Here is a 24727-nt window from a genome sequence, read left to right on the forward strand (position 1 = left end):
AGACAGAGGGGTTTACAACGGCACCGTAGGTGGCATGTCGATTTCGCCGACGTGCGAATCCCCGAGCGCACACTGAGCGAAAGGCCCTGGCGCTTATGAACACCACGGTCAGCTGCGAGCTGCACCTGCGCCTCGTTGTGTCGAGCGAGTCCTCACTGCCTGTACCCGCGGGCCTGCGGTATGACACGGCCGATCCGTATGCCGTGCACGCCACCTTCCACACCGGAGCCGAGGAGACGGTCGAGTGGGTCTTCGCCCGCGACCTTCTCGCCGAGGGGCTGCACCGGCCCACCGGCACGGGCGACGTCCGGGTCTGGCCGTCCCGTAGCCATGGCCAGGGAGTCGTCTGCATCGCGCTGAGCTCTCCCGAGGGCGAAGCCCTGCTCGAGGCCCCCGCGAGGGCCCTGGAGTCGTTCCTCAAGCGGACCGACGCGGCCGTGCCACCTGGCACCGAGCACCGGCACTTCGACCTCGACACGGAGCTCTCCCACATCCTGGCCGACAGCTGAGCCAGGCCGAGAGCCGCACGGCGCCGTCCGACTCGGGGAGACGGCGCCGCGCGGGCAGTCACATACGGAGGGCATCGGCGCTCCCCACCGCGCAGCCGGCGCGGTGCGGGGCGCCGATGCCCGTTTCCGGGTCGCGCTAGAGTCAGCGCAATTCGCGGGCGCCCGCCCGCAGCCGGCCAGGGAGCGAAGCGTGCTCATCCCCCACGACACCCGGATCGCCCTCGACACCGTCGTCGATCTGATGAACACCGCGCCCCAGGGCGATCGCGACGACGAACTCGACGACCTCCCGGCACTGAAGACCTTCGTACGCGCCCACAAGATCAGCGACGTGGGCGAGCTCGGGGCCGGGGATCTGCGGGCCGTGCGCGACGTGCGCGACCGGTTCACCGCCGTCTTCTCCGCCCCGGACTCCCGGATCGCGGCTACCCTGATCAACCAGCTGGTCGCCTCCGCGGGCACGACCCCGCAGCTCACCGACCACGACGGCTACGACTGGCACGTGCACTACTTCGCGCCGGGCGCCTCGGTCTCCGACCACCTGGCCGCCGACTGCGGCATGGCGCTCGCGTTCATCGTCGTCGGGGGCGAGCAGGAGCGGCTGCGCCGCTGCGAGGCACCGGACTGCGGCCGGGCCTTCGTCGACCTCTCCCGCAACCGCTCCCGTCGCTACTGCTCCAGCCGCACCTGCGGAAACCGCCTGCACGTCGCCGCCTACCGGGCCCGCCGCAAGGAGGCCGCGGGCTGAGCCCGCCCGGGTCCGGCGGCACCGCCGGTCTCACAGCAGGAACAGATCGTGGAGAGCGGCCATCAGCAACAGGGCGCCGATCACCGCGAGGAAGATCATCAGCGGCGGCTGGGAGAGCGCGAACAGACAGCCGCGCGGCTCCTCCGGGGCGTTCTCCGTGGACGTGGGGGCGGGGGCGGGGACGGGGTCCCGCGAGGTATCCAGCATCTCGGGGGGATGATGGCGCACGGCCGCCCCCGAAGATCGCGCAACACACCCCGCGGCCGGGCGTGTTCACTCCATCCCGTGGACTCCGGGAGCGAGAACCGCCAGAAGCGGTCAGATCACCGTCGGATCCCGGTCAAATTCCGTGCTTCTTCAGAATCGCCTCGATGTCGCTGAAGTCCTCGTCGGGCTTCTTGGTCTGCGGCCTGGGGGTGGCTCCGCGCTGCCCCGCGCCGAGCGACGGCGCGGACGCCTGGGGCGCCACCGCCTCCGGGGCCTCGCCCCGGCCCGTCTCCCCGCGCCCGGACCGGCGGCGCTCGACGGCCCGCGTGGTCGAGAAGAGCAGCCAGGCCGCGCCGAGCACGCCGAAGCCGGCCCAGGCGGTCGGACTGAAGGCGGTGTCCGCGAGCCAGCCCACGGCACCGGTCATCACCAGTCCCAGCGGCACCAGCGCGTAGGCGGCGATCCGGGCCGCCGACAGGAACCGCTTGCGATAGGCCGTGACCGCGGCGATGCCCAGGCCCGCCACGGACACCGCTGAGCAGATGGTCTCGGCGAGCATGCGATCCTCCAGATCCCGGGTGATACGTCCCTTCCATCCTGCACCGTCCCGGCCCCTCCCGGCCATGCCCGGGCCCTCGGATCAGGGAGATCTCCGGGTCGTCCCCCAGGGAGGAGCGGATGGGAGACTCTTCCCATGAGTGAGTCCACCACCCCCGCCTCCCCCGTCGTCCTGGAGGCCTGGTTCGACCTGCAGTGCCCCGACTGCTTCCAGGCCCTCGACGACGTGCGCGCCGTGCGCGAGAAGTACGGCGAGCGCGTCGACGTCCAGCTGCGCCACTTCCCGCTGGCCAAGCACAAGCACGCCTACGCCGCCGCCCAGGCCGCCGAGGAGGCCGCCGACCAGGGCAAGGGCTGGGAGTACACCGAGGCGCTGCTCGCCAGGACCGAGGAGCTCGGCGCGCGCGGCGAGGCCGTCCTCCTGGAGGTGGCGGGCGAACTGGGCCTGGACGCCGAGGAGTTCGACACGGCCCTGATCGACGGCCGGCACCTGCTGACGGTCGACGCCGACGAGGCCGAGGGCAAGGCCATCAAGGTCACCGGCACCCCGACCTATGTGATCGACGGCGAGCGGCTCGACGGCGGCCAGAGCCAGGACGGCCTGCGCGAGCGCATCGAGGAGATCGCCGACCGCCTCCTGAAGGGCTGAGGCCCAGGACCTTCCCGGCGTCCTACCGCAGCGTCTTGGCGCTGTTGAGGTGGGTCGTGCGGTAGCCCAGCGACTCGTAGAGCCGGATCGCCGGGGTGTTGCCCGCGAAGACGTGCAGTCCGAGCAGGCTCTCCCCGGCCGCCAGCGACAGGCGCTCGGCCAGCAGCATCAGACCGCGGCCGTACCCCTTGCCGCGCTGCTCCTCGGCGACCTCGACCTCGAAGACGAATCCGCTGCGCTCCCCCGGCTCCAGTTCGAGCCCGCCGGTCCAGAGGTGCCCCACGACATCCGTGTCCCGCAGGGCGACGACCACCGAGATGCCCGGGGTCGCGAGGCCCTGCGGCAGGAATCTGCGGCGGCTGTCCTCGGCCTTGGCGCGGGCCAGCTCCTCGGGCATGCCCCGGTCGATCCAGCTCTGCGCGAAGGCGGCCAGGGACCGCTCCGACCACTCCGCGAACTCCGCCTCGGTGATCGGCCGGAACCCGAAGCCCTCGGGCAGCTCCGGCGGCCCCACGGGGAGCTCCTTCACCATGTTGCGGCTGCGTTCGGCATACCCGAGCGCCGTCGCGAGCCGCAGCCCGGCCGCCGACCCGGTGGGCACCGAGATCCGCACCTCGTCGCAGCCCCAGCCGCGCAGCACCTCCTCCGAGGCGAGCGCCGCGACCGTGCCCCGGCCCCTGCCCCGGTCCGGCTCGTCGACCGCGAGATCCTCGATCACGCCCACCGCCCCGCCGAAGGCGGCGTCGGTGGTCAGGTGGACGGAACCGACCCGACGGCTGTTCACGCAGATGTCGTAGCTGCGGGAACGACCGCCGTCGGCGGACTGCTGGAGCGGCTCGGACGGCCGCAGGGTGGTGGTCATCACGGGAGTTGTACCCATCGGACGGCCGCCCGTCATCCTGTTTTACGCGCCGGACGACGCCGCCGGGGTCCGCCGCGGGTCCCGGTCCTGCGCGGCCCGCTCGTCGAAGAGCCGCATGGCCTTGGCGGTGACCGGCCCCGGCGCCCCGGCGAGCTCCCGGTCGTCGACCCGGTGCACGGCCTGGACGTCGCGCAGGGTCGAGGTCAGGAAGATCTCGTCGGCGCTCCGCAGGACCTCCAGCGGGAGATCGGTCTCCACGGCCCCGGTCCACTCCACGGCCAGCGCGCGCGTGATGCCCGCGAGGCAGCCGGAGGAGACCGGCGGGGTGTGCACCTGCCCGTCGAGCACCACGAAGACGTTGGACCCGGTGCCCTCGCAGAGCTGCCCGACCGTGTTGCCGAAGAGCGCCTCGGAGGCCCCCTGCTCGCGCGCCCTGGCGAGGGCCACGACGTTCTCCGCGTACGAGGTGGTCTTCAGGCCCGTGAGCGCGCCGCGCTCGTTGCGGGTCCACGGAACGGTGATCACCGCGGTGGAGTCCGGGCGCCGGCCCGTCTCGCCGAGGGCCACGACGAGGCTGGCGCCCGCGTCGCCGCGCTCGGAGCCCAGCGGGGAGAGACCGCCGGTGTAGGTGATGCGGAGCCGGCCGAGCTCCATCGGGTTCGCCTCCAGGACGGCGGCGCAGGCCCTGCGGACCTCGTCGAGGTCCGGGTCGGGCAGCCCGAGGCCGCGCGCGGAGCGGGTGAGCCGCTCCAGGTGGAGGGTGAGAGCAAACGTTTCACCACGCTCGGCCTTGACCGTCTCGAAGATGCCGTCGCCCACGGTCAGACCGTGGTCGAGGACGGACACCTGCGCGGTCTCGGCATCGTGCAGTGCGCCGTTGACCCAGAGTTTCATCGAGATATGGCCCTTCCGCTCGCCTCGTACGCGCCCGACGCTATCGCGACCAGCCGCGCGGCCTTCAGCTCGGTCTCCGCCCACTCGCCCTCGGGGTCCGATCCCCAGGTGATGCCGGCGCCGGTGCCGAAGCGGAGCACGCCCTCGGCCCGGTCGACCCAGAAGGTGCGTATGCCGACGGCGAGCTCGGCGGTGCCCGCGTCCGCGTCGACCCAGCCGATGCCGCCGCAGTAGGGGCCCCGCGGCACCGTCTCCAGCGCCTCGATGATCCGCAGCGCGCTCGACTTGGGCGCGCCCGTGACGGACCCCGGCGGGAAGGCGGCGGCCAGCAGCCCGGGCCAGCCCGCGTCCTCGCGCAGCAGACCGCTGACGGTGGAGACCAGGTGGACCAGGCCGGGGTGCTCCTCGACCGCGCACAGTTCGGGCACGGTGACGCTGCCCGTCTCGCAGACCCGTCCCAGGTCGTTGCGGACCAGGTCGACGATCATCACGTTCTCCGCGTAGTCCTTCGGGAGCAGGTCGTCGGCGGTGCGGCCGGTGCCCTTGATCGGCCCGGAGGTCACCAGCGCGCCCTCGCGGCGCAGGAAGAGCTCGGGGGACGCGGTGGCGACCTCCACCCCGTGCGCCGGCAGTCGGATCGTCCCCGCGTAGGGGGCCGGGTTGCCGCGGGCGAGCAGCGCGGTGAGCGCGTCCACGTCGGCCAGGGCCGGCTCGGGCAGCGGCGCGGACATCACCCGGCAGAGGTTCGCCTGGTACACCTCGCCGCGCGCGATGTGCTCGCGCACGCGGCGCACGCCCGCCGTGTACGCGGCGCGGTCGAGGGACGACGTCCAGTCGCCGGCCGCGGGCCCGCGCCAGGCCCCCGGGACCGGCGCGGGGACCGGGTCCGGTCGTACGTCGCCGAAGCGGGCGCAGGTGAGACGGCCCTCGAAGTCCGCGCAGACGGCCCAGAAGCCGGAGGAGTCCAGGGCGGCGGGGTCACGGGTGACGTCCCGCAGGTCGGTGGCGAGGAGGCCGCCGAAGCGGGCCATGGGAGCGAGGGGGTACACGCTTGCGAGTCTAGGCGGGCGGGGAGCGGCCCGGCGGGGGCGAGCGCGGGCGCACGCGGGGGCGCGCGTGAGGTGAGGGACGTACGGGAGGGACGTGCGGGAGGACGCGGGAGTGGCGGGAGAGGGCGGGAGAGGGAGAGGGCGGTCCGGGAGGCGGCTGGGTGCCACCTCGGGGACACGTGGAGTGAACGCCGTACGAACGCTCCCGGACGCCCCGGCGGGGGCGCAGGTCAGCACGCTGCGGAAACGCGTTTTTGTACTGGCCCGGGAATCCGCTAGAGTTCAACACGTCGCCGGGACGCGCAAGCGAAACGGAAACGACAAGCGGACGTGGCTCAGTTGGTAGAGCATCACCTTGCCAAGGTGAGGGTCGCGAGTTCGAATCTCGTCGTCCGCTCGATGTGGGGGATCTTCCCGAACCCCTGTATTCACTCCTGGTGGAGTGGCCGAGAGGCGAGGCAACGGCCTGCAAAGCCGTCTACACGGGTTCAAATCCCGTCTCCACCTCCAAGGACGATTAGCTCAGCGGGAGAGCACTTCCCTGACACGGAAGGGGTCACTGGTTCAATCCCAGTATCGTCCACTGGACCTCAGGGTCCTGGATCCTCGGATCCCCCGCGCGATTAGCTCAGCGGGAGAGCACTTCCCTGACACGGAAGGGGTCACTGGTTCAATCCCAGTATCGCGCACGCAGTACCATTGGTCCGGGTTCGTCCTGTACGATCCTGACCGTCCCGCGCGATTAGCTCAGCGGGAGAGCACTTCCCTGACACGGAAGGGGTCACTGGTTCAATCCCAGTATCGCGCACCGTAGAAGAAGCCCCCGGCCGCATCTCGCGGACGGGGGCTTCTTCGTGTCGGAACGTCGGAACGCCTGGAGCGGGGTGGGCTCCGAGCTCGGGCTCAGGGCCCGAGCCCAGGAGGGCCCCCACAGGATCAGGAGGAGAAGAGCATCCGGCCGAACCCGCGGTGGTGACCGCCGTGGTGGCCGTGGTGCCCGCCGTGCTGCGGCGCACCCCACGCCGGGGCCGCCGGCTGCGCCGGGTAGGCCTGCGGGGCCGGCGGCGCCTGCTGCACCCACTGCGACTCCAGGCGGGTCAGCGCCTCCAGCTCGCCGTAGTCCAGGAATATGCCCCGGCAGCCGCTGCACTGCTCGATCTGGACACCGTTGCGGTTGTACGTGTGCATGGGCGCGTGGCACTTGGGACACTGCATGCTCGGCTCAACTCCCTGCCGTTCGGATGGTGCTCTCACCCTACGGGGACGCCGGCGGAGCCAACTCGGTTCGGAGCGAGGCGATTCGGGCACAGGTGTCGATCATCACGTCCTCCACCTCGTCCAGCGGACGCCCCTCGGCCGTCGACTTGGCCAGCGCCAACGCCGCCGTCTGCACCGTCAACGCGCGCGCCGGAACGTCCAGCCGGGCCCACGGATCCCCGCCCCGCTCCCCCGCGCCCCCGCCCCCCGTGGCCGGGCCCCCGGCCGCCTCGTACGCGCCCAGGAAACGCGACCAGACCTCCGGTGGCAGCAGCCCAGCCGCGAACCAGGCCGCCGGGCGGGCCAGGTCCCACGCCGGGTCGCCGACACCCAGGTCGTCGACGTCGATCAGGCGCCAGTCAGGAGCCCGGACCAGCTGGCCCAGGTGGAAATCGCCGTGGCAGAGCGCGGACGGCGCGGGTGCCGCGTCCGGGGGCAGGGTGCGCCAGGCGCTCAGGACCGTCGTGGTCGCCGGGTGGTCCGGGGCCGCCCGGCACATCCTCTCCACGGCCAGAGCCGCCTTCGACGGCGCGCGCATCGGCGGCAGGCCCGGCGGCGCCGGAGTCCGGTGCAGCAGCGCCAGGAGGCGGCCCGCCTCCTCCCACGGAGCCGCCCCCGGATCCTCCGGGTCGACCGGGGAACCGTACGGCCACCCCGTCACCGGACGCCCGTCGAGCGCCACGCGCGGGCCCGGCAGCGGCGGCAGCAGCACCCCCGACAGCTCCGGCAGCGCCGCGACCGCCACCCGCGACCGCAGCGCCGGCGGCTCACCGGCCGGCGCGTGCGCCTTCAGGACCAGGCCCCCATGCCGTACGACCGTGCCGTCGTCCCGGTCCGCGAGCACCCCGACCGCGCACCGGCACGCCGACGGCGCCCCCGGATGCGCGGCGGCGCGGGCGAGGGCGTGCAACCGAACGAGAACGGGCTCCTCCACGAGGAGGAGCCTAGACAACCCGCCCCGGCGGCCGGAACCGCCCCGGAAAAGCGCGAGGGCCGGTCAGCTCCCCAGCTGACCGGCCACACGCTGCCGTCCGCCGCACCCCCGTCCCCACGGGGTTTCCGGCCGGATGTCCCCGACCCGGGCCGCTCTCCCGGGTCCGGAGCGCCGCTCAGCGCCCCAGCATCACGCCCACGGACGACGCCTGAGTGACCACCGCGTCCCAGCCGCCGAAGACGACTACGAGCAGGGCCGCGAGAGGGAGGACCATGGCGGTCGCCACCAGCGGGTGACGGCGGCTGGAAGGGCGGGGGTTCATCCGCGGTACCGGGTACGCCATGGGTCCTCTCCTGTCGAGTCTGACGCGGCGGGTGCGGTGACCTCGGGGGACGAGTGCTGCACCCGCCGCTTGACCTCAACCCTAGGCAGCCGTGACGTCCCGGACGTCATGCCCGCGTACCGACTTCCGGGCCTCCGAGAGGATGACGCCCGTCCGCCCGGCGTACTCCCCAGGGTGGAGACGTCTCCCCCCGGCTCGGGGTCTTCCCTGAGGGGGTGCGTGACCTCCCTCACGTCCCCGCCCGCACTCCGGAGCGCCGCACCGACTCCCTCCCAACTGTTGTGATAGGAGCGGGTGTTGAAGCGTGTCACGGCTGACCGGGCCTCAAGTGTCGCCCGCAGCACTGACAATCGATGCGGGCCCGAGGGCGCGGCCTGTGAGCGCACCGGGGCGGGGGTACGTAAGCTGTGCCACGTCGAACGGACGAGGGGACGGACATGGCGATGATGCGGCTCCGGCGCGAGGACCCGCGGATCGTCGGGTCGTTCCGGCTCCACCGCCGGCTCGGAGCCGGCGGAATGGGAGTCGTGTACCTCGGCTCCGACCGGCGCGGACAGCGCGTCGCGCTCAAGGTCATCCGGCCCGACCTCGCCGAGGACCAGGAGTTCCGCTCCCGCTTCGCCCGCGAGGTGTCCGCCGCCCGGCGCATCCGCGGCGGCTGCACGGCCCGGCTCGTCGCCGCCGACCTGGAGGCCGAGCGCCCCTGGTTCGCCACCCAGTACGTCCCCGGGCCCTCCCTGCACGACCGCGTCGCCGAGGAAGGCTCCCTGCGGGCCGCCGACGTCGCCGCGATCGGCGCCGCGCTCTCCGAAGGACTCGTCGCCGTCCACGAGGCCGGAGTCGTCCACCGCGACCTGAAGCCCTCGAACATCCTGCTGTCGCCCAAGGGCCCCCGCATCATCGACTTCGGGATCGCCTGGGCCACCGGAGCCAGCACCCTCACCCACGTCGGCACCGCCGTCGGCTCCCCCGGCTTCCTCGCGCCCGAACAGGTCCGCGGCGCCGCCGTCACCCCCGCCACCGACGTCTTCTCGCTCGGCGCCACCCTCGCGTACGCCGCCATGGGCGACTCCCCCTTCGGGCACGGCAGCTCCGAGGTCATGCTCTACCGCGTCGTCCACGAGGAACCCCAGCTGCACGGCGTCCCCGACGCCCTCGCCCCCCTCGTCCGCGCCTGCCTCGCCAAGGACCCGGAGGAACGTCCCAGCACCCTCCAGCTGTCCATGCGGCTCAAGGAGATCGCCGCCCGCGAGGCACAGGGGCTGCCTTCCGGGCCCCGGGCGCCGGGGCAGCGCGACCGGGAGCACGAGCGGGACCGGGATCGGGAGCACGAGCGGGATCGTGACCGGGACCGGGATCGTGACCGGGTCGAGGAGCGGCATTCCGTACGGCCGGCCGCGCGGCCCACCGAGCGGTACACCGAGCGCACCACCGAGCGGCACGTCGAACGGCAGGCCGACCGGGCCACCGAGCGGTCCACCGGTACGCAGGGGCGCGCCGGGAAGAACCGGCCGTCCACCTCGCGCGCCGGTGCCCCGCACTCCCGGCCCGGCACACGGCCCGGGGCCCGCAGCACCTCCACCGGGCGGCGGCCCGCCAACCCCCGGCTGCTGCGTCAGCGGCTCTTCGTCTTCGTCGTGGTCACGCTGATCGTCGCCCTCGGGATCGCCGCCGCGCAGGCGCTGCAGGGCTGAGCCTCAGGACTGCGGGCGGCCGCTCGTCACCGCGTAGAAGGCGACCGCCGCCGCCGCGCCCACGTTCAGCGAGTCCACGCCGTGCGCCATCGGGATGCGGACCCACTCGTCCGCCGCGCGCAGCGCCTGCGTCGACAGGCCCTCGCCCTCCGCGCCCAGCATCAGCGCCACCCGGTCCAGCCGGTGCGGAGCCGCCTCGTCGATCGAGGTGGCCCGGTCCGCCGGCGTGAGCGCGAGCAGCTTGAAGCCCGCCTCCCGCACCGCCTCCAGGCCGCGCGGCCAGGTCTCCAGGCGGGCGTACGGCACCGAGAACACCGCGCCCATCGACACCTTCACCGAACGGCGGTACAGCGGGTCCGCGCAGTCCGGGGAGAGCAGCACCGCGTCCATGCCGAGGGCCGCCGCGCTCCGGAAGATCGCACCGATGTTGGTGTGGTCGTTGACCGACTCCATCACCGCGACCCGGCGGGCCGTGCTCAGCAGCTCCGTCGCGTCCGGCAGCGGCTTGCGCTGCATCGACGCCAGCGCGCCCCGGTGCACGTGGTAGCCCGTCACGCGCTCGGCGAGGTCCGGCTGCACCGCGTACACGGGCGCCGGGACCTCGTCGATCACGTCCCGCATGACGTCGACCCACTTCGCGGAGAGCAGCATCGACCGCATCTCGTACCCCGCCAGCTTGGCGCGGCGGATGACCTTCTCGCCCTCGGCGATGAACAGGCCCTCGGCGGGCTCGCGCCTACGGCGCAGCTCCACGTCGGTCAGTCCGGTGTAATCGCTCAGACGGGGGTCGTCGGGGTCGTCGATCGTGATGAGTTCGGCCACGGGGTGATACTGCCTTGTCCGGGGTGTGGTGCCAATGTGCGGGATGCAGGTGGTGCAGGTGGTGTGGGTGGGTGGGTGAGTGAGTGGTGTGGGTGCTGTACGTGCGCCTGCGCTAGTTCGTCAGTTTGTCCGGGGACTCCGCTACCACGTCACCGATGACGATCACCGCGGGCGGGCGGACCTCCTGGGTCCGGACCGTCTCCGCCACCGTCGCCAGCGTGGCGTCCACCCGGCGCTGGGACGCCGTCGTGCCCTCCTGGACGAGGGCCAGCGGCGTGTCCGGGGACTTGCCGTGGGCGATCAGGGCCTCGGCGATCTTGTCGATCTTGTCGACGCCCATCAGGATCACCAGGGTCCCGGTGAGCTTCGCCAGCGACGCCCAGTCCACCAGCGAACGCTCGTCGTCCGGAGCCACGTGGCCGCTCACCACCGTGAACTCGTGCGCCACACCCCTGTGCGTCACCGGGATGCCGGCCGCCCCCGGCACCGAGATCGAGCTGGAGATGCCCGGCACCACCGTGCACGCGATGCCCTCGGCGGCCAGCGCCTGGGCCTCCTCCATGCCCCGGCCGAAGACGAACGGGTCGCCGCCCTTGAGACGGACGACCGACCTCCCGGCCTTCGCGTGCTCGATCAGCGCGTTGTTGATGGCCTCCTGGGCCATGAAACGGCCGTACGGGATCTTCGCCGCGTCGATCACCTCGACGTGCGGCGGCAGCTCGTTCAGGAGGTCGCGCGGGCCGAGACGGTCCGCGATCACGACGTCGGCCTCGGCGAGCAGGCGGCGGCCGCGCACCGTGATGAGGTCCGGGTCGCCGGGGCCGCCGCCGACCAGGGCCACGAAGGGGGTACGGGCACGGTGCGTCGGCGCCGCGATCGAACCGTCGCGCAGACCCTCCACGATCGCGTCCCGCACGGCCGCCGAGCGGCGCGGATCGTGGCCCGTCAGCACCGCCACCGTCACGCCCTCGCTGCGGCCGGTGGCCGGGGTCCAGGCGGTGGCCGCCTCCGCGTCGTCCGAGCGGACACACCAGGTCCTGGTGCGCTCGGCCTCCGCCGACGCCGCCGCGTTGGCGGCCGCGTCCCTCGTGGCGACGAGCGCGTACCAGGTGTCCGCGAGGTCGCCCTCCTCGTAGCGGCGCCTGGTCCAGGTGATCTCGCCGGCCTCGGCCATCGCCTCGACCGAAGGGGTCGCGGAGGGGGAGATCAGCGTGACGTCCGCGCCCGCCGCGATCAGCGCCGGAAGCCTGCGCTGGGCGACCTGGCCGCCGCCGAGCACGACGACGCGGCGGCCCTTGAGGCGCAGTCCGACGGGGTAGGCGGGGTGCTCTGCGGTGGCTGCGTGGGCGGCGTTCGCGGCGTGGTCGGCCATGGGCGGGCGGCTCCTCGGAGGGGGCGGTGCGTTTGGGCACCAACGATATCGGTGACCAGGGCTTGTCACGCTGTGACGGATCTCCTGGCTGTGGGAGCTTCGTCGCTTCCCTGCCGGGGTGGGGCCTCGGCGCCGCCCGGTGGGTGGTCTCGGGGGCCCGTCGCCGGTGGGTGGCCGACGTGGGGGACGCTCCGGGGGCCGCATTCGGGACTGCATGATTTACGGCGCGGATCGGGTGACTGGAGAGTCACGGCTGCTTGTTCCGCGCCACAAATCACGCTTTACGTCCCGAACGCGGCCCCCTGCGCGGCCCCCACTCCCCTGGGTGGGCTGCCCCCGGCCCCGTCCCCACTCTCTGTGAGTGGGGACTGCGGCTTGCTGCTACTTCTCCGTTACACCTGCGGAGTCGAACGTCGCCACCTCGTGCATCGCCCTCGCGGCGCTCTGGACCAGCGGGAGGGCCAGCAGCGCGCCCGTGCCCTCTCCCAGGCGCAGGTCCAGGTCGACCAGCGGGCGCAGGCCCAGCTTGTTCAGGGCCGCCACATGGCCCGGCTCGGCGCTGCGGTGGCCCGCGATGCACGCCGCCAGGGACTCGGGCGCGATGGCCCGGGCCACCAGGGCCGCCGCTCCGGTCGAGACGCCGTCCAGGATCACCGGGGTGCGCAGCGAGGCCGCGCCGAGGATCAGGCCGACCAGCGCCGCGTGCTCCAGGCCGCCGACCGCCGCCAGGACACCGATCGGGTCCGCCGGGTCCGGCTTGTGGAGGTCCAGGGCGCGGCGGACCACGTCCACCTTGCGGGCGTGCATCTCGTCGTTGATGCCCGTGCCGCGGCCGGTGACCTCGGTCGGGTCCACATCGGTGTACACCGAGATGAGGGCGGCGGACGCGGTCGTGTTCGCGATGCCCATCTCACCGGTCAGCAGGGCCTTGTTGCCCGCCGCCACCAGGTCGCGGGCCGTCTCGATGCCGACCTCGATCGCGGCGACGACCTCTTCGTGGGTCATGGCCTGGCCGATGGTGAAGTCGCCCGTGCCCGCGCGGACCTTGCGGGGCAGCAGGCCCGGCGTGGACGGGAGCTCGCTCGCCACGCCCACGTCGATCACGCAGACCTCGGCGCCCACCTGGTTCGCGAACGCGTTGCAGACCGCGCCGCCACCGAGGAAGTTCGCGACCATCTGGCCGGTCACCTCCTGGGGCCACGCCGTGACACCCTGCGCGTGCACCCCGTGGTCACCGGCGAAGATCGCCACCGCGGCCGGCTCCGGGATCGGCGGCGGGCAGGTGCGGGAGAGACCCGAGAGCTGCGCGGCGATGATCTCCAGCATGCCCAGGGCCCCGGCGGGCTTGGTCATGCGCTTCTGGCGCTCCCACGCCTCGCCGAGGGCCTTCGCGTCCAGCGGGCGGATGTTGGCCACGGTCTCCTGGAGCAGGTCGTGCGGCTCCTCGCCGGGCAGCGCGCGCCGGCCGTACGTCTCCTCGTGGACGACCCACGACAGCGGGCGGCGCTTCGACCAGCCCGCCTGCATGAGCTCCGGCTCCTCCGGGAACTCGTCGACGTAGCCGACGCACAGGTACGCCACCACTTCGAGGTGCTCGGGCAGGCCGAGGGCGCGGACCATCTCGCGCTCGTCGAAGAAGCTGACCCAGCCGACGCCGAGGCCCTCGGCCCGGGCGGCGAGCCACAGGTTCTCCACGGCGAGGGCCGAGGAGTACGGGGCCATCTGCGGCTGCGTGTAGCGGCCGAGGGTGTGGCGGCCGCCCCGCGTCGGGTCGGCGGTCACCACGATGTTGACCGGGGTGTCGAGGATCGCCTCGATCTTCAGTTCCTTGAACTGCTTCGCCCGGCCCTTGGGGAGCGACTTCGCGTACGCCTCGCGCTGGTGCGCGGCGAGCTCGTGCATCGTGCGGCGCGTCTCGGCGCTGCGGATGACGACGAAGTCCCAGGGCTGCGAGTGGCCGACGCTGGGCGCCGTGTGGGCCGCCTCCAGGACGCGGAGCAGCACCTCGTGCGGGATCGGGTCCGAGCGGAAGCCGTTGCGGATGTCGCGGCGCTCGCGCATGACACGCAGGACCGCTTCCCGCTCCGCCTCGTCATAGCCGGGGGCCGGGGGCGTTGCCGGGGGGGCGGGGGGCTGCGTGGCCGCCTCGGCCTCCGTGTCGGCCTCGGCCTCGACCTCGACCTCGACCTCGACCTCGTTCTGATCCTGGGCCTGGTCCTGCGGGACCTCGTGGGCCGGAGTCTCCTGGGGCTGCTGGGGCTCCTCGGCCGTCTGCGCGGCCGTCTGCGCGGCCGTCTGCTGGGCCTCGGGCTCCTCCGCCGCCGGTGCCACGGGGGCCTCGGGCTGCGGTGCCGTCTCGGGCTCCACAGCCGTGGCCGGGGTCTGCTCGGCCACTACCGGGGTGTCCTCGGTCGCGGGCGTGGGCTGCTCCGTCGCGGGCGTGGGCTCCTCGGCCACGACGGGGACCTCTTCGGCCGTCGCCTCCGCGAGGGGCTCTTCCACCGGTGCCGCTGCCACGACGGGCTGCTCGGCCACGGGTGCCTCCGCCTCGGGCAGCGCGGCCTCCACGGGCTGCGGCTCGGGCTCGCGCGGGGCGGGGACCACGGCCACCGCCGGGGTCTCCACGGGCTCCTCCGCCACCGGCTGTACGGGGACGGGCTGCTCGGCCACCGGCTGCTCCACGGCGGGCTGCTCCACGGCAAGGTCCTGCGCGACCGGCTCCTGGGCGAGCGGCTGCTCTGCCACGGGGGCCTCTGCCACCAGGGCCTCGACGACCGGTGCCTCGACGGGGGCCGGGGCGTCCGCGACCGGGGCCTCGGCCACCGGCGCCTCGACGGCCACCGGTGCCTCGACGGGGGCCGGCTGCTCGACGGGTGCGGGCTGCTCGGTCAGGGGCTGGGGCTCGGCCGGGTGCTCCGCGGGGGCCTCGGCCACCGGGAGCTCCTCCGGGGTCGGCTCCGGCTCGGCCACCGGCGTCGGGGCCAGGTGCGGGGCGGTCGGGACGGAGCCCTCGACCGGGACGAAGCGGGCGACCGGCTCCACGGGGGCGGCCTCGGGCTGCGCGGTCCACGGCACGGCGCCCTGCGGGGCCGTCTGCTGGTCCTGCGCCACGTCCAGGTACTCCAGGCCGGCCGTCGGCGGGCCCTGGGTGCGGACCGGCATCGGGGCCGGGGCCGTCGCCGCCATCGGGACGGGCTGCGGGGCCGGGGCGGCGGGGCCGCGGTCGGCGAGGGAGCGGACCGCGGGGCCGGTGCCCTCGGGGACCGGCGGGCCCATGTGCAGGGGGCGGCGCGGCGGCGGCGGGGTCATCGCGGCGGCCTGCGGGGCCAGCCGGGCGCCGCCCAGGTCCACGGAGCCGGTGTCCCGGCCCGCGGCCTCGTGGGCGCCGGTGTCGAGGACGCCCGGCTCGTACCCGTACTCGGGCTCCAGCGGGATGCCGTGGGCCGGGGTGTGCGGGGGCAGCGGCACGCCCTGCGGCGGGGTGGCGGTCACCTGGTCCAGCGGGGCCGTCAGCGGGTCGACGGGCGGTGCAGGCACGGCGACGGGCGGTGCGGGCTGGACGCCCGGCAGGTGCTCGCTCCAGGCGCCCTGGGCGCCCGGCATCAGAAGCAGTTCGTCGTCCTCGGCTGCGTGCTCGGAGGGGTCCAGGAAGGTGTACGCGCCCGGGGCGGGGATGCCCGGCTGCTCGACCATGCCTGCGTTCTCCGGCAGCCCCTCGCCCGGGATCTGGCCGGTGTCCGTCATGCTGCGTACCCCTCGCCCATCGGTTGTGCTCCTTCAGACCTTCGCCCGCCACCAAACAAGAACGAGCGTGCGTGCCGTGCGGCACGAAGAACGCGCGGACACCCATGCATTGTCCCGGCCCTCGGCCATCCTGGCAGGCGGATCCGACACGGTTCGCTGTGGACTGCGCCACGTCGCGCGGCCCTCACGGCTCCGTACCACATCAGAGGCCCAAAGCGGCCCTCGGTTCAGGGCATTGGCGAACAAATCGCCGAACGTCCCGGTGCGGTACAACAATCGGCCAGCCTACCTCCCTCGCCGCTCCCCGCGATCACGGGGAGCGCTGGGCCCGGACGCCGCAGAGCAGGAACGCGACGGTCCGTTCGCGTTCGCTCCAGTCGGCCGGGTCGAGGCCCACGGTCTGCAGGAGACGGCACTCCACGGTGTAGCCGCCGTCGGCCAGGGCGGCGCCGATCGCCTCCGCCTCGTCACGCGTCGAGGCGTGCGCGACGATCCGTTCCGGCCTGCGGTCGGTGCAGGCGGTGACGACGGGGACTCCCCCGCCGCCGATGCGTACGAGGTCGGGTTCGGGCAGGCGTTCCAGTACGTGCGGGGCGCGGCCGGGGACGGCCTGGAGCAGGACGCCCGCGCGTCGGGCGGCGGCCTCGGTGCGGGCGCAGGCCTCCGGGTCGGCGTCGACGGCGATGACGGCGGCGCCGGAGCGCGCGGCGTCGACCGCGAAGGCGCCGTCGGCGCAGCCGATGTCCCAGACGAGGTCGCCGACGCGGGGGCCGAGGCGGGCGAGGTGCGCGGCGCGCAGGTCGGTGTCCTGGCCGGTGCGCCCGCCGGTCTCCGCGGTGGGCAGGGCCCAGCCCCGTACGGCGGGGGTGTCGTCGCCCATGAGCCAGGCGGGGGCGCGGCCGGGGGCGGGGCTGCCGCCGATGACGATGACGACGTTCGGGTCGCGCCAGACGTGGTCGGCGGCCCGGTCGGAGGTGAGGACGCTGACCTGTTCGCGGGCGGTGCCGAGCTCCTCGCAGATGACGAAGGTGCGGTGGACGCCGTCGAGGAGGAGGGCGAGCTCGGCGGGGCCGGCGCCGGGCGAGGTGAGGACGGCGACCTTGGGGTGGGCGCGGCAGACGTTGACGGCGCGGCGCAGGGTGCGCTGGTGGGCGACGACGATCCTGGCGTCGTCCCAGGGCATCCCGGCGCGGGCGAAGGCGGCGGCGACGGCGGAGACGGCGGGGACCACCTCGACCTCCAGGCCGTGCTCGGGCGCGCGCAGGGTGCGGACGACGCCGAAGAAGCCGGGGTCGCCGTCGGCGAGCACGACGGCGGTGCCGCGGTGGCCGGCGATCCTGCGGGCGGCGAGGTCGACGCTGCCGAGGCGGACGCGTTCGGCGGTGGGCGGCACTTCGGGGAGGGCGAGGTGGTGCGCGGCGCCGGCCACGAGGGTGGCGGCGGCCAGCGCGGACCGGGCCGCCGCGGTGAGGGGCGAGCCGTCCCAGCCGATCACCGTGACCCGGTCGGCCATCTGTCTCTGTCTCCCTGGAGGTATGTGCAGGTCGGGGGGAACGAGCCTACCCGGGCACGTTCCCGGTCAGCTCCAGTCGGCGTAGCCGGAGTAGCCGGCCTCGGCGAGCTGGTCGGCGCTGTCGAGGTCCTCGGGGAGGAGGCTGTACACGATGTAGTCGGTGCGCAGGTCCTCCCACGCGCCGTCCTCGGTGCGGGTGCGCGCTATGCAGGCGTTGCGCAGGACGCCCTCGCTGATGCAGCCGATCTTCTGGGCGACCTGCTGGGAGGCGGTGTTGTCGGCCGCGGTGCGCAGCTCGATGCGCTCGAACCGCTGGTCGCCGAAGAGCCATTGGGCGGTGGCGAGCGCCGCCTCGGAGGCGTATCCCTCGCCGCGTGCCCAGGGGGCGACGATGTAGGACAGCTCGGTGGAGCGCACCCGCCAGTTGGTCTTGGCGAGCTGGACGACGCCGACCAGGCGCTGGGTGAGGAACTCGGTGACGGCGAGGTCGAGGCCGCGGCCGGCGGCGCGTTCGGTGGGGGCGTACTCCTCGATCCAGCGCCGTGCGGCGTCCTCGGTGAAGGGCTGCGGGACCGAGGTCCAGGCCGCGACCAGTTCGTCGTTCATCATCTCGGTGAGCGCGGGCACGTCGGCCGGTTCGAGGGCGCGCAGGGCCAGGCGGTCCGTGCTGATGGAGATGGACGGGAAGGTCGTAGTCATGCTCAGCTCCATACGTGAAGACCGTGAACGCACAGCATGCAGCATGGGGCCGCCGCCGCGCATGCGCGGGTGAGCCGAAGGCCCCGCTCGCCGGACGGGGCGTGCGGGGCCTTCTGCTGGAGGACCGTACTACGGGGGCCTTCTGACGGGCCCTCGGCTGACGGGGTGTTACTTGGCCGCGCCGAAGGCGGGGATGACCGAGCCCTTGTAGGTGTCCTTGATGTACTTCTTCACCTCGGGCGAGTTGAGCAGCTTGGCCAGCTTCTGCACGCGGGCGTCCTTCTCGTTGCCCTGCTTGACGGCGAGGAAGTTGGCGTAGGGGTTGCCCTCCGCCTTCTCCAGGGCGAGGGAGTCCTTGGCGGGCTGGAGCTTGGCCTCGATGGCGTAGTTGCCGTTGATGACGGCGGCGTCGACGTCGTTCAGGGCGCGGGGCACGGTGGCGGCCTCCAGCTCCTTGAACTCCAGGCCCTTCTTGTCGCTGATGTCGGACAGCTTGGCGTCGGTGCCGACGCCCGCCTTGAGGGTGATGAGCCCGTTGTCGGCGAGCAGGTGGAGGGCGCGGCCCTCGTTGGTGGTGTCGTTGGGGACGGCGATCGTCTGGCCGGCCTTGATGTCCTTCAGCGACGTGACGCTCTTGGAGTAGAGGCCGAGCGGCTCCAGGTGGACGTTCACCACCGGGACGATGTGGGTGTTGTTCTTCTTGTTGAAGTCGTCGAGGTACGGCTTGTGCTGGAAGAAGTTGGCGTCGACCTGGCCGGTCTCGGTGGCGGTGTTCGGCAGGACGTAGTCCGTGAACTCCTTCACCTCCAGCTTCAGGCCCGCCTTCTCGGCCAGGTTGTCCTTGACGAACTTCAGGATGTCGGCGTGCGGCGTCGGGGACGCGGCGACGACGAGGGCCTTGTCCGCGGATCCGGCGGCGTCCTTGGCGGTGGACGGGTCGGAGGAGGTGCCGCAGGCGGTGAGGCCCAGGGCGAGGGCGGCGGTGGCGGCGATGCCGGCGGCGAGCTTGATGTTGTTGCGCACGAAGAGTGCCTCTTTCCGGTGGAGCGGTGGACGCCTGGACAACAAGTCCTGGCTTTTTCTTCGGGTGACGAAGTAGGGGTGGGCCCGGCCGGGTTACGCGGTGCGGCCGCGGCGGGCGAGGAGGCGGACGGCGCCGTCTCCGATGAGCTGGACGACGGTGACGATCGCGACCAGGACGACGACGGTGACCAGCATGAAGGTGGTGTCGAAGCGCTGGTATCCGTACGTGATCGCCTTGGAGCCGAGGCCCTCGCCGCCGACCGCGCCGGCCATCGCGGAGTAGCCGATGAGCACGATGACGGTGGTGGTGACGGCGGAGACCAGCGAGGGCAGGGCCTGCGGGAGCAGGACCTTGCGGACGATGGTGGGGATGCCGCCGCCCATCGACTGGACGGCCTCGACGAGTCCGTGGTCGACCTCGCGGATCGCGGTCTCGACGAGCCGGGCGAAGAAGGGGATGGCGCCGATGGCGAGCGGCACGATCATCGCGGTCGGGCCGATGAAGGTGCCGACGACGAAGGTGGTGAAGGGGATCAGGGCGATCAGCAGGATGATGAAGGGCAGCGAGCGGCCCACGTTCACGATCGCACCGACGATCTTGTTCACCGGCCGGTTCTGCAGCAGTCCGCCCTTGTCGGTGAGGACGAGGAGGATGCCGAGCGGGAGGCCGCCGAGGATGGTGACGACGGTGGCCCACAGGACCATGTAGAGGGTGTCGACGGTGCCCTGTTCGAGCAGCGGCTGCATTTCGGACCAGGTCACTTGGCACCTTCCTTCACCAGCGCGGGCGCCTGGGCGGGCACCGGCCGGTCCTGCGGTTCCGCGGCGCCCGCGGCGTCGTCGGTGGGGTCGACGGGCTCGACCTGGAGGCCCTGCTCGCGCAGGAAGCCGACCGGGACGACGTTGTCCTCGTAGCGTCCGGGCAGTTCGATCCGCATGCGGCCGATCTGCCGGCCGCCGACGGTGTCCATCGCCGCGCCGAGGATCGAGATGTCGATGTTGTACGTACGGGAGAGCTGCGAGATCACCGGCTGGGTGGCGGTCTCGCCGTGGAAGGTGACGTCGACGACCGTGCGGTCGGGGGCCGTGGCGGCGCCGCTGACCGGGAAGAGCTCGGCGGCCAGCTGGGAGCCGGGGGTCGCGAGCAGTTCGCCGACGGTGCCGGACTCGACGACGCGGCCCTTCTGCATCAGCGCGGCCGAGTCGCAGATCGTCTTGACGACGTCCATCTCGTGCGTGATGAGCAGGACGGTGAGGCCGAGCTGTCGGTTGAGGTCGCGCAGCAGCTGGAGGATGGAGCGGGTGGTCTCCGGGTCGAGGGCGCTGGTGGCCTCGTCGGAGAGGAGGACCTTCGGCTCGCCGGACAGGGCGCGGGCGATGCCGACGCGCTGCTTCTGGCCGCCGGAGAGCTGGCCCGGGTAGGACTTCGCCTTGTCGGCGAGGCCGACCAGGTCGAGGAGTTCGAGGGCGCGCCGGGAGCGTTCGGCGCCGGAGACGCCGAGGATCTCCAGCGGCAGCTCGATGTTGTCCTTGACGGTGCGCGAGGACAGCAGGTTGAAGTGCTGGAAGACCATGCCGATGCTGCTGCGGGCGCGGCGCAGGTCCTTGCCGGCGCGGCGGCCCTTGCCGGCGAGCGCGGTGAGGTCGAGGCCGTCCACGGTCACGGTGCCCGAGGTGGGGCGCTCCAGGAGGTTGACGCAGCGGATGAGGGAGGACTTGCCGGCGCCGCTCTGGCCGATCACGCCGAAGACCTCGCCCTCGCGGACGTGGAGGTCGACGCCGTCCAGGGCGGTGACCTGGCGGCCTCTCGACTCGTAGACCTTGGTCAGGCCCGAAGTGGTGATCACAGGGTTTCCGTCACTGTCGAGTGCGCGGCGCGGGGTCCGCCGTGCACGGGGCATACGTCGTTCGGACAGTCGGGCGCGGGCGGTCGCCGTCGCGGCTGGTGGCCGGGAGGCAGCGCGTGCGCGGGGCGGGCACGGTCCGACGCCGGGTGGCGTGGCGGAACGGCTGGCCGTCGGGGCTCGCTTCGGGGCGCGAGTCTCGGTCGGGGGCCCTCAGATGGCGCACATTCGACACATACAACGAGCACCGGGCGTCGTGATCGCCTCGGTCGCAAGGGTGCGGCTGCTCGTCGTGGTCATGCCTGCAAGTAAAGCATGCAAACGTGCGAACGAAAGGGGGCTGTCCGCATAGCGGACAGCCCTGAGACGGCATGCGGACGGCGCTGGGCCGGTTCGGCAGCTGATGAGGGGATCCGTTCCGCCCGTCGTGGCCTGCGCCGATACCGGGGACGGGCGGTCGCCGCGAGCCCCGCGCCGGGCGCTTCGCGGACGCGGGCTGTGGCCAAGGCCACGATTCGCGGCTGCGAGCGGGTACGGCTCCGGGCCGGCCGCGGGCCGGACCCGGCGCGGGCGCGGGCGTCGGCGGGGGGCGCGCGCATCGGGCCATTCGGCCCGTAATACCCTCGGGCGCATGCTTGACGCCCTGACGGTCGCGGTCTCGGTGACCGCGCTCGCGCTCGCCGCCTGGTGCGGCTTCGCCTTCACCCGCAACCAGTCCACCAAGGACTGGCACTTCATCGGCATGGCCGTGGTCACCCTGCTCGCCCTGGTGCAGCTGGTGGTCGGGATCGTGCAGCTGGCCCGCGGCGAGAAGGCCGAGGAGGGCACGACGATCTTCATCGCCTATCTGCTGGGCGCGCTGTGCGCGGTGCCCGCGGCGGGTCTGATGTCCCTGACCGAGCGCAGCAAGTGGGGCTCGGCGACGGTGGCGGCCGGCGCGGTCGTGCTCGCCGTGCTCGAAGTGCGTCTCTACGACATCTGGACGGTGGGCTGATCATGACCGCGACGGAGACCGGGAAGCAGGGGACGGGCCGGCTGGTCACGGGCCCCGGGATGCTGCTCGTCTGGCTGTACGGCGTGATGTCGGTGGGCGCGGTCTCGCGCTCGATCTACCAGATCGCCACCGAGTTCGACCGGGCCCCGCTGGCGTACTCCCTGTCGGCGGTCGCCGCGGTGGTCTACGCGTTCATCACGTACACGCTGGTACGGGGTGGGGAGACGGCCCGCAGGGCGGCGCTGGTGTGCTGCGCCGCCGAGCTCGTCGGCGTGCTGACCGTGGGGACCTGGACGCTGGTCGAGCCGTCGGCCTTCCCGGACGCGACGGTCTGGTCGGACTACGGCTACGGCTACATCTTCATCCCGGTGCTGCTGCCGCTCACCGGCATCTGGTGGCTGCGGCGGTCCCGCGCGGCCGTCTGACCGGCGGGACCCCCTCGGCGCCGGCCGTCAGGCGGCCTTCTCCAGGGTGACGAGCGTCAGGCTCGGGCCCACCTCGCGCGTGGAGACCTGCGCGTAGCCCTTGCTGCGGTAGAGGCGCAGGTTGCCCTCGCTGCGGTGGCCGGTGAAGAGCTGGAAGCGCTTGGCGGCGGGCGCGGGCTCCTCGGCGTAGTGGCCCTCGATGGCGTCCAGGAGACGCCCGCCGAGACCGTGGCGCTGCAGGCGCGGGTGGACGATCAGCTTGGCGATCCGCACGGTGCCGTCCTCGTCGAGCCGGCCGCGCACGGAGGCGACGACCTCGTCCCCGAGGCGGGCCACGAAAGCCTGGCCCTCGGCCAGTTCGGCGCGCAGGGCGTCGAGCGACTGGGTCAGCGGCTCGATCGACCAGTCCTGGTAGATCTCGGCCTCACGCTGATAGCAGAGGTACTGCAGCTTGAGGATGTGCTCCGCGTCCTGCGCGTCTGCCGCTGAGATGGTCACGCTCATGCCCATGTGTGCATGCCTCCCGCTCACCTGGTCCGCCGTCGGTCTACGGCACCCTTCCCCGTACGCCGGGGAGGGGAACCTCCGCAGCCAGCATTCTGCGCAGGCATCCCAGGCAACGGGAACGCATCGGGCCCAGACTCCCCTGTGAGATACCCAACGCTCCTGCGATTTCGCGGTAGGTGGGGTCCGCGGGGTGGAGCATCGCGGTCAGCAGCCGGGGGCAGTGGCCCGGGGTGCGGCCGACGGCGGCGCGCACGGTCCGGCCGCGTTCGGAGACCAGCACGGTGCTCTCGGGCGACCCGTGCGGGGGCTGCGCCGGCTCCTCCCGGTAGGGCCGCTCCCGCGCCGAGGCCCGGCGGGCGCGGCGCGCCTCGTCACGCACCGCGCGCCGCAGCCAGTCGGCCGGGTGCTCCGGCGCGCCGTCCGCCCGGAGCCGCTCCAGGAGGCGCAGCCAGACGGCCTGTTCGAGGTCCCCCGCCTCGACCCCGGCGGCCGGGGCCTCCGCGCGGGACTCGGCGGCGAGCAGGGGCGTCAGGGTGGCGAGCAGCGCTTCGGGGGAGGTCATGCCCGCCACGATGCGGGGCGGGCACGACCTGGTTGCGGATCCCGGCGGAATACACCCGGTCGGGGGTACGGGGGCCTTCGGGCCCGGTCCGGGGCCCGCCTCGGGCGCCCTGGGCGGCCCCGGACCGGCTCAGCGGCCCGTCGTGAACTCCGCGGCCGCGAGCAGCGCCGTGTCCGCGTTGTCGGAGAAGAGGCCGTCGATGCCGGTCCCGAAGTACCGCTTCAGCGCGCCGAACGCGTCGCCGTACGCCGTCGGGTCGGTGCCGCGCCGGTATTCGGCCGGCAGGAAGGTGTTCTCGTTGCGCTGGGTGTACGGGTGGAGGATCAGGCCCGCCGCGTGGGCGTCGCGGACCAGGGTGGTCTCGGCGCCGAGCCGGCCGTTCGCGTCCCGGGGCAGGATCAGGTCGAGCGTCGGTCCGATGCCCTGCGCGTACGAGGCGATCCAGCGCAGGCCCTCGGGCTTGACCAGGTCGGCGACGGTGCGCGGGTCGCCGGACACGACGAAGTCCCAGGGGCGGGTGCCCGCCGCCGACAGCAGGACCACGCGCGGGCAGTCCACGAGCCGGGCGAGCCGCTGGATGCTGCCGGGCTCGAAGGACTGGAGGAAGACCGGCGCGTTCGCGCGGTGGCGGCCGTAGCGGCGCAGCAGCTTGGCGAGGCGCTCTTCCAGGCCGAGGCCGAGGGAGCGGAAGTAGGTGGGGTGCTTGGTCTCGACGTGCAGCCACACCTCGCGGCCCCGGCGGCGGCCCTCGCGCTCGGCCCAGCGCAGCACCTCCTCGAAGGTGGGCACGTCCCAGCGCCCGTCGTAGAGGGTGTTCTCCTGGCGGGTGGCGGGAATCCGCTCCTTGGCCCGCAGGGTCTTGAGCTCGGCGAGGGTGAAGTCCTCGGTGAACCAGCCGGTGATCGACACGCCGTCGACGCTCTTGGTGGCCTTCCGCGAGGCGAACTCGGGGTGGTCGGCGACGTCGGTGGTGCCGGTGATGTCGTTCTCGTGGCGGCACACCAGGTGCCCGTCCTTGGTGGGGACGAGGTCCTGCTCGATGACGTGGGCGCCCAGGTCGAGGGCGTGCTGGTAGGAGCCGAGGGTGTGCTCGGGGCGGTAGCCGCTGGCGCCCCGGTGCCCGATGACGGTGGGGACGGGCAGGGAGCGGTAGCCGCGGCCGTCGCCCCCGTGGCCCCGGCCCCGGTCCTTGGCGGCGTCCGCGGCGGCGTCCGCGGCGACGGCCGACTGGACCGCCTGCGCGGTGCCGGCGCCGAGGACGGCCGAGCCGCCCAGGACGGCGGCGCCCGCCGCGCCGAGGACGGCTCGCCGCGCCGGAGTCCTGCTCTCACCCTGTGTCATGAACACTCCTTCGGTGTGATGTCCCGCACCTGCCAACTGATGTCCCGACGCTAGGCAGTGCCGCCCTACGGGCGGCAGACCTCGGCGGAACATGGCGGAAACACACGTCAACACCGCGTATCCACTCCGTGAACCCGATGTGCGACCGGGGGTGACCCGCGAGTATCGTCCACACCT

Annotated in this window: 25 protein-coding genes and 5 tRNA genes; 11 read left to right on the forward strand and 19 right to left on the reverse strand. The window is 73.2% G+C overall.

What is annotated here, in order from left to right; all coding sequences use genetic code 11:
• The first annotated feature begins 95 nt into the window (after positions 1–95).
• Positions 96–509 (forward strand): SsgA family sporulation/cell division regulator, encoded by a 414-nt coding sequence (locus tag AB0Q96_RS24490; RefSeq protein ID WP_015032345.1) that lies wholly within the window; start codon positions 96–98, stop codon positions 507–509.
• A 190-nt stretch (positions 510–699) separates the two neighbouring features.
• The gene (locus AB0Q96_RS24495; RefSeq protein WP_365328895.1) at positions 700–1257 is read left to right on the forward strand and encodes a CGNR zinc finger domain-containing protein; all 558 of its coding nucleotides are present in this window, start codon (positions 700–702) and stop codon (positions 1255–1257) included.
• A 30-nt stretch (positions 1258–1287) separates the two neighbouring features.
• Here the strand turns inward: AB0Q96_RS24495 and AB0Q96_RS24500 are convergent, their stop codons facing one another.
• Positions 1288–1464 (reverse strand): hypothetical protein, encoded by a 177-nt coding sequence (locus AB0Q96_RS24500; protein ID WP_365328897.1) that lies wholly within the window; start codon positions 1462–1464, stop codon positions 1288–1290.
• Positions 1465–1597: 133 nt separating this feature from the next.
• The gene (locus AB0Q96_RS24505; protein ID WP_365328899.1) at positions 1598–2023 is read right to left on the reverse strand and encodes a hypothetical protein; all 426 of its coding nucleotides are present in this window, start codon (positions 2021–2023) and stop codon (positions 1598–1600) included.
• A gap of 135 nt (positions 2024–2158) precedes the next feature.
• Here AB0Q96_RS24505 and AB0Q96_RS24510 point away from each other — a divergent pair, with 135 nt between their 5' ends.
• Complete coding sequence (locus AB0Q96_RS24510) at positions 2159–2671, forward strand: DsbA family protein (RefSeq protein WP_365328901.1); 513 nt, start codon at positions 2159–2161, stop codon at positions 2669–2671.
• A gap of 22 nt (positions 2672–2693) precedes the next feature.
• On the opposite strand, the gene AB0Q96_RS24515 is transcribed toward AB0Q96_RS24510, so the two are convergent.
• From AB0Q96_RS24515 to AB0Q96_RS24525, 3 genes are read right to left on the reverse strand one after another with little or no spacing between them, the layout of a single operon-like run.
• Positions 2694–3533: a GNAT family N-acetyltransferase gene (locus AB0Q96_RS24515; RefSeq protein WP_365328903.1), complete on the reverse strand. Its 840-nt coding sequence runs from the start codon at positions 3531–3533 to the stop codon at positions 2694–2696.
• A 42-nt stretch (positions 3534–3575) separates the two neighbouring features.
• Positions 3576–4427, reverse strand: a complete 852-nt coding sequence (locus AB0Q96_RS24520) for an aminodeoxychorismate lyase (RefSeq protein ID WP_365328905.1) — start codon at positions 4425–4427, stop codon at positions 3576–3578.
• The gene (locus tag AB0Q96_RS24525) at positions 4424–5476 is read right to left on the reverse strand and encodes a chorismate-binding protein (RefSeq protein ID WP_365328907.1); all 1053 of its coding nucleotides are present in this window, start codon (positions 5474–5476) and stop codon (positions 4424–4426) included. The genes AB0Q96_RS24520 and AB0Q96_RS24525 overlap by 4 nt, the downstream gene beginning before the upstream one ends.
• Positions 5477–5800: 324 nt before the next feature.
• Between AB0Q96_RS24525 and AB0Q96_RS24530 the strand changes: the two genes are divergently transcribed.
• The 5 genes from AB0Q96_RS24530 to AB0Q96_RS24550 all read left to right on the forward strand — a co-directional run bounded on the left by AB0Q96_RS24530 (position 5801) and on the right by AB0Q96_RS24550 (position 6284).
• A tRNA-Gly gene (locus tag AB0Q96_RS24530) sits at positions 5801–5873 on the forward strand.
• A 39-nt stretch (positions 5874–5912) separates the two neighbouring features.
• Positions 5913–5986: transfer RNA gene (locus AB0Q96_RS24535), tRNA-Cys, on the forward strand.
• Position 5987: 1 nt separating this feature from the next.
• Positions 5988–6059, forward strand: a tRNA-Val gene (locus AB0Q96_RS24540).
• A gap of 34 nt (positions 6060–6093) precedes the next feature.
• Positions 6094–6165: transfer RNA gene (locus AB0Q96_RS24545), tRNA-Val, on the forward strand.
• A gap of 47 nt (positions 6166–6212) precedes the next feature.
• Positions 6213–6284 (forward strand) — tRNA-Val (locus tag AB0Q96_RS24550).
• 128 nt (positions 6285–6412) lie between these two features.
• Here AB0Q96_RS24550 and AB0Q96_RS24555 read toward each other — a convergent pair.
• The 3 genes from AB0Q96_RS24555 to AB0Q96_RS24565 form a co-directional block, all read right to left on the reverse strand.
• Positions 6413–6691 (reverse strand): zf-TFIIB domain-containing protein, encoded by a 279-nt coding sequence (locus tag AB0Q96_RS24555; protein ID WP_329419054.1) that lies wholly within the window; start codon positions 6689–6691, stop codon positions 6413–6415.
• Positions 6692–6731: 40 nt separating this feature from the next.
• Complete coding sequence (locus tag AB0Q96_RS24560; protein WP_365328909.1) at positions 6732–7667, reverse strand: aminoglycoside phosphotransferase family protein; 936 nt, start codon at positions 7665–7667, stop codon at positions 6732–6734.
• Positions 7668–7842: 175 nt separating this feature from the next.
• Positions 7843–8010, reverse strand: coding sequence for a hypothetical protein (locus tag AB0Q96_RS24565; protein WP_365328911.1), 168 nt, complete (start codon positions 8008–8010; stop codon positions 7843–7845).
• Between the two features lie 437 nt (positions 8011–8447).
• Here AB0Q96_RS24565 and AB0Q96_RS24570 point away from each other — a divergent pair, with 437 nt between their 5' ends.
• The gene (locus AB0Q96_RS24570) at positions 8448–9704 is read left to right on the forward strand and encodes a serine/threonine-protein kinase (RefSeq protein ID WP_365328913.1); all 1257 of its coding nucleotides are present in this window, start codon (positions 8448–8450) and stop codon (positions 9702–9704) included.
• Positions 9705–9707: 3 nt separating this feature from the next.
• Here the strand turns inward: AB0Q96_RS24570 and AB0Q96_RS24575 are convergent, their stop codons facing one another.
• From AB0Q96_RS24575 to AB0Q96_RS24610, 8 genes are all read right to left on the reverse strand, one after another.
• On the reverse strand, positions 9708–10526 hold the full coding sequence (locus AB0Q96_RS24575; RefSeq protein ID WP_365328915.1) for an RNA methyltransferase: 819 nt from the start codon (positions 10524–10526) through the stop codon (positions 9708–9710).
• Between the two features lie 112 nt (positions 10527–10638).
• The gene (cobA, locus tag AB0Q96_RS24580; RefSeq protein ID WP_365328917.1) at positions 10639–11898 is read right to left on the reverse strand and encodes a uroporphyrinogen-III C-methyltransferase; all 1260 of its coding nucleotides are present in this window, start codon (positions 11896–11898) and stop codon (positions 10639–10641) included.
• Positions 11899–12279: 381 nt separating this feature from the next.
• The gene (gene cobT, locus AB0Q96_RS24585) at positions 12280–15642 is read right to left on the reverse strand and encodes a nicotinate-nucleotide--dimethylbenzimidazole phosphoribosyltransferase (RefSeq protein WP_365328919.1); all 3363 of its coding nucleotides are present in this window, start codon (positions 15640–15642) and stop codon (positions 12280–12282) included.
• A gap of 310 nt (positions 15643–15952) precedes the next feature.
• Positions 15953–17155, reverse strand: coding sequence for a precorrin-6y C5,15-methyltransferase (decarboxylating) subunit CbiE (gene cbiE / locus AB0Q96_RS24590; protein WP_365328921.1), 1203 nt, complete (start codon positions 17153–17155; stop codon positions 15953–15955).
• Between the two features lie 66 nt (positions 17156–17221).
• Positions 17222–17854 carry a GNAT family N-acetyltransferase gene (locus AB0Q96_RS24595; RefSeq protein WP_365328923.1) on the reverse strand — a complete coding sequence of 211 codons (633 nt, stop codon included), beginning with the start codon at positions 17852–17854 and terminating at the stop codon, positions 17222–17224.
• Positions 17855–18022: 168 nt separating this feature from the next.
• Complete coding sequence (locus AB0Q96_RS24600; protein ID WP_365328925.1) at positions 18023–18877, reverse strand: MetQ/NlpA family ABC transporter substrate-binding protein; 855 nt, start codon at positions 18875–18877, stop codon at positions 18023–18025.
• A gap of 93 nt (positions 18878–18970) precedes the next feature.
• Positions 18971–19639 carry a methionine ABC transporter permease gene (locus AB0Q96_RS24605; RefSeq protein ID WP_365328926.1) on the reverse strand — a complete coding sequence of 223 codons (669 nt, stop codon included), beginning with the start codon at positions 19637–19639 and terminating at the stop codon, positions 18971–18973.
• The gene (locus tag AB0Q96_RS24610; protein ID WP_365328928.1) at positions 19636–20724 is read right to left on the reverse strand and encodes an ATP-binding cassette domain-containing protein; all 1089 of its coding nucleotides are present in this window, start codon (positions 20722–20724) and stop codon (positions 19636–19638) included. Before AB0Q96_RS24610 ends, AB0Q96_RS24605 begins: the two co-directional genes overlap by 4 nt.
• A 628-nt stretch (positions 20725–21352) precedes the next feature.
• Between AB0Q96_RS24610 and AB0Q96_RS24615 the strand changes: the two genes are divergently transcribed.
• Together AB0Q96_RS24615 and AB0Q96_RS24620 are read left to right on the forward strand one after the other, a co-directional pair.
• Positions 21353–21715, forward strand: a complete 363-nt coding sequence (locus AB0Q96_RS24615; RefSeq protein ID WP_365328930.1) for a hypothetical protein — start codon at positions 21353–21355, stop codon at positions 21713–21715.
• A gap of 2 nt (positions 21716–21717) precedes the next feature.
• Positions 21718–22140 (forward strand): hypothetical protein, encoded by a 423-nt coding sequence (locus tag AB0Q96_RS24620; protein WP_365328932.1) that lies wholly within the window; start codon positions 21718–21720, stop codon positions 22138–22140.
• 27 nt (positions 22141–22167) lie between these two features.
• Here the strand turns inward: AB0Q96_RS24620 and AB0Q96_RS24625 are convergent, their stop codons facing one another.
• The 3 genes from AB0Q96_RS24625 to AB0Q96_RS24635 form a co-directional block, all read right to left on the reverse strand.
• Positions 22168–22650 (reverse strand): GNAT family N-acetyltransferase, encoded by a 483-nt coding sequence (locus AB0Q96_RS24625; protein WP_365328933.1) that lies wholly within the window; start codon positions 22648–22650, stop codon positions 22168–22170.
• A gap of 37 nt (positions 22651–22687) precedes the next feature.
• Complete coding sequence (locus tag AB0Q96_RS24630) at positions 22688–23209, reverse strand: sigma-70 family RNA polymerase sigma factor (protein WP_365328935.1); 522 nt, start codon at positions 23207–23209, stop codon at positions 22688–22690.
• Between the two features lie 129 nt (positions 23210–23338).
• A complete protein-coding gene (locus tag AB0Q96_RS24635; RefSeq protein WP_365328937.1) occupies positions 23339–24550 on the reverse strand; it encodes a glycerophosphodiester phosphodiesterase in 1212 nt (403 codons plus the stop codon).
• Positions 24551–24727 lie beyond the last annotated feature (177 nt).

This window comes from Streptomyces sp. NPDC093111, assembly GCF_040683955.1.
In the GTDB taxonomy this organism is placed as follows: Bacteria; Actinomycetota; Actinomycetes; order Streptomycetales; family Streptomycetaceae; genus Streptomyces.

Excerpts from the sequence above, each read along its gene's own strand:
- AB0Q96_RS24635 (WP_365328937.1), bottom strand. The coding sequence starts at position 24,550 with ATGACACAGGGTGAGAGCAGGACTCCGGCGCGGCGAGCCGTCCTCGGC.
- AB0Q96_RS24565 (WP_365328911.1), bottom strand. The coding sequence starts at position 8,010 with ATGGCGTACCCGGTACCGCGGATGAACCCCCGCCCTTCCAGCCGCCGT.
- AB0Q96_RS24630 (WP_365328935.1), bottom strand. The coding sequence starts at position 23,209 with ATGACCTCCCCCGAAGCGCTGCTCGCCACCCTGACGCCCCTGCTCGCC.
- cobT (WP_365328919.1), bottom strand. The coding sequence starts at position 15,642 with ATGACGGACACCGGCCAGATCCCGGGCGAGGGGCTGCCGGAGAACGCA.
- AB0Q96_RS24500 (WP_365328897.1), bottom strand. The coding sequence starts at position 1,464 with ATGCTGGATACCTCGCGGGACCCCGTCCCCGCCCCCGCCCCCACGTCC.
- AB0Q96_RS24510 (WP_365328901.1), top strand. The coding sequence starts at position 2,159 with ATGAGTGAGTCCACCACCCCCGCCTCCCCCGTCGTCCTGGAGGCCTGG.
- AB0Q96_RS24520 (WP_365328905.1), bottom strand. The coding sequence starts at position 4,427 with ATGAAACTCTGGGTCAACGGCGCACTGCACGATGCCGAGACCGCGCAG.
- AB0Q96_RS24570 (WP_365328913.1), top strand. The coding sequence starts at position 8,448 with ATGGCGATGATGCGGCTCCGGCGCGAGGACCCGCGGATCGTCGGGTCG.
- AB0Q96_RS24615 (WP_365328930.1), top strand. The coding sequence starts at position 21,353 with ATGCTTGACGCCCTGACGGTCGCGGTCTCGGTGACCGCGCTCGCGCTC.
- cbiE (WP_365328921.1), bottom strand. The coding sequence starts at position 17,155 with ATGGCCGACCGGGTCACGGTGATCGGCTGGGACGGCTCGCCCCTCACC.
- AB0Q96_RS24505 (WP_365328899.1), bottom strand. The coding sequence starts at position 2,023 with ATGCTCGCCGAGACCATCTGCTCAGCGGTGTCCGTGGCGGGCCTGGGC.
- AB0Q96_RS24620 (WP_365328932.1), top strand. The coding sequence starts at position 21,718 with ATGACCGCGACGGAGACCGGGAAGCAGGGGACGGGCCGGCTGGTCACG.
- AB0Q96_RS24625 (WP_365328933.1), bottom strand. The coding sequence starts at position 22,650 with ATGGGCATGAGCGTGACCATCTCAGCGGCAGACGCGCAGGACGCGGAG.
- AB0Q96_RS24555 (WP_329419054.1), bottom strand. The coding sequence starts at position 6,691 with ATGCAGTGTCCCAAGTGCCACGCGCCCATGCACACGTACAACCGCAAC.
- AB0Q96_RS24490 (WP_015032345.1), top strand. The coding sequence starts at position 96 with ATGAACACCACGGTCAGCTGCGAGCTGCACCTGCGCCTCGTTGTGTCG.
- cobA (WP_365328917.1), bottom strand. The coding sequence starts at position 11,898 with ATGGCCGACCACGCCGCGAACGCCGCCCACGCAGCCACCGCAGAGCAC.
- AB0Q96_RS24515 (WP_365328903.1), bottom strand. The coding sequence starts at position 3,533 with ATGACCACCACCCTGCGGCCGTCCGAGCCGCTCCAGCAGTCCGCCGAC.
- AB0Q96_RS24595 (WP_365328923.1), bottom strand. The coding sequence starts at position 17,854 with ATGACTACGACCTTCCCGTCCATCTCCATCAGCACGGACCGCCTGGCC.